Source organism: Bradyrhizobium sp. PRIMUS42, from assembly GCF_023006515.1.
In the GTDB taxonomy this organism is placed as follows: Bacteria; Pseudomonadota; Alphaproteobacteria; order Rhizobiales; family Xanthobacteraceae; genus Bradyrhizobium.
On the sequence record NZ_JALBGZ010000962.1, the window covers coordinates 1 to 1,947 of the forward strand.

At 63.9% G+C, this 1,947-nt stretch carries 1 protein-coding gene; it reads right to left on the reverse strand.

The features are described from left to right. Window positions 1–1,022: 1,022 nt before the first annotated feature. Window positions 1,023–1,748 carry a PcfJ domain-containing protein gene (locus MOV75_RS36260; protein ID WP_246932345.1) on the reverse strand — a complete coding sequence of 242 codons (726 nt, stop codon included), beginning with the start codon at window positions 1,746–1,748 and terminating at the stop codon, window positions 1,023–1,025. Window positions 1,749–1,947: the final 199 nt, after the last annotated feature.

Genomic DNA, 1,947 nt, shown 5'->3' on the forward strand with positions numbered 1-1,947 from the left:
GGTCGCACCCAGGCCGGCGCATCCGCCGAGCGCGAGGGCACTGCCTGCCGACGCAAGTCCGCCGAGGAAAGCGCGGCGCGAAACAGAATGACGGGAAGCACGTGGTGGAAGATGTCGGACGATCACACGGAACCCCAGGGAACTTGCCCACCGTAACGCCGCCCCGCCTATCCTCTGAATGACAATGGGGGCGAGAAGACGGCGGAGCTGCGTCACCGTTGGTCCAAGTCACGGCGTCCGAACGCGCGCCTGATCAATCGATGATTTCGATCGCATGGAATGTGCACCAATCGCGCAAGGCCCGCTTTCTCGCCTCATTCTCGTAAGCATGCCAGCGATCGATCGCTCCTCGTCGGGCCGAGATACCAGCGCCGGTCATCGCGTGGGCCCATCGAAGGCACTCGTCGGCCAAAACATCCAATTCGCTGTCAACCTCTCTCGTCAAAAATATTCTCCTTTACCGAAGTTCGGATTTATCGTATGTGTCGGCCATCCCAACCCACCAAAGGGGCGGTCGTACGTCGTTTCGAACGCGGGCTGGGAGTTGCGATGGACGCGGGCGGCGTTAAAGGCGGAGCTTGCGTGTGCAGGGCGAGATGATCTCGTGAGCACGCGCGGCCCGCAAAGACGAACGGCGCCCCTGCGTACGGCGAAAACCGCGTGGTCCTGGCCGTCGTTGCTACGGTCAAGCCTTTCGCGGAGATGCAAGCGAGTCCAACCGGGCAGACTGCATCATCCAGTTCGCGGGGCGAGGGAGGCCAGAGGAAAGTTCGGCTCCCGGGAGAGCACGGCATAGGCCGTCAAACCATCGCGCAGGGAAGGCCGGGTTTCGGCTGCCCTGTGCATTGCGTGTGCATCTGTTCAGCACGGGGGTCTTTACGGGTGCCAGCCGGCGCCCGGCCTTCCCTGCGCCCTTTCTTTCCGAGAGGGCGAGGAAAAAGCACAACTCGGGCAAACGATGCCGCGAGGCCGCGAACGCGTGTCGATCTGCCCGCAAGAATTTCGGAGAACATCATATCTGCTCACAGCGTCTCGAGCACCTGGCGCGACGGGGCCATCGGCAGCCAGAACGGGATGCGCCGCTTGGCGAGCCAGTAGGGCCGCCACAGCAACATCCAGCTTCCGCTGTCGAGCGGCGCCGTACCCCAGTCGAATTGCCCGATGTCGATCTGCGACAGATCATGCTTGTGCAGCCATTGGCGAGCGACCCACCACAATTCGCGCGAGACCTCGACGTTGTCGGGACCTTTGAGCTCGACGAGGTTCGGCAGCGGATCGCGATAGCGGCGGGCTATGCGCAACGTCGCGAGTCGCTCGCCGTCTTTCCGGATGCTCCAGAGCCGGGCCTGATTGTGTGCGAGGCTGTTGCCAAAGGTTCTGAGGCAATTCCGCATCGCTTTCGCCTCTTCGATGATGGCAGCAATCGAATCCAGCGGCATGAACTCGTAGCCCACCATCCGGCCCGGCCGCAGCCACATGTCGGCGATCGCTTTGCGGCCGAGATTGGCATGCAAGGCGACAATCGTCAGCCAATCGCTTGCGGCCGCACGTGCGGCATCGATGCGCATGTCCGGTGTCCACGGCCTTTCGATCAGGTCATGCCCCAGCGTCGCGGGCTGAGAGGAAAACCAGGCCCAGAGGCAGATCGAACGCAGCCGCGCAGTCTTCACCCGCTCCGGCTCGCGGATGAACTCGCGTGCGATCCATACGGCCACCGGCTCATGCGCGAGTTCGGCGGCGTCGGCCACGAGCTGAAGCCATGTCGGCGTCAGCTTGGGAGAGCGCGGAAGGTGGTTCGCGATCTGCCGGCGAAACAGCTCACCATCGGGCAATCGGGGGATCGGACCTGCAAAGGCTTCCGGCGGTAGCTTGCGCAGCCACAGTGGAACGCCGGCGGCAGCCGCCGCCTCCGCGAGCGGGCGGCCATCGATCACGCCGGCAATCGCG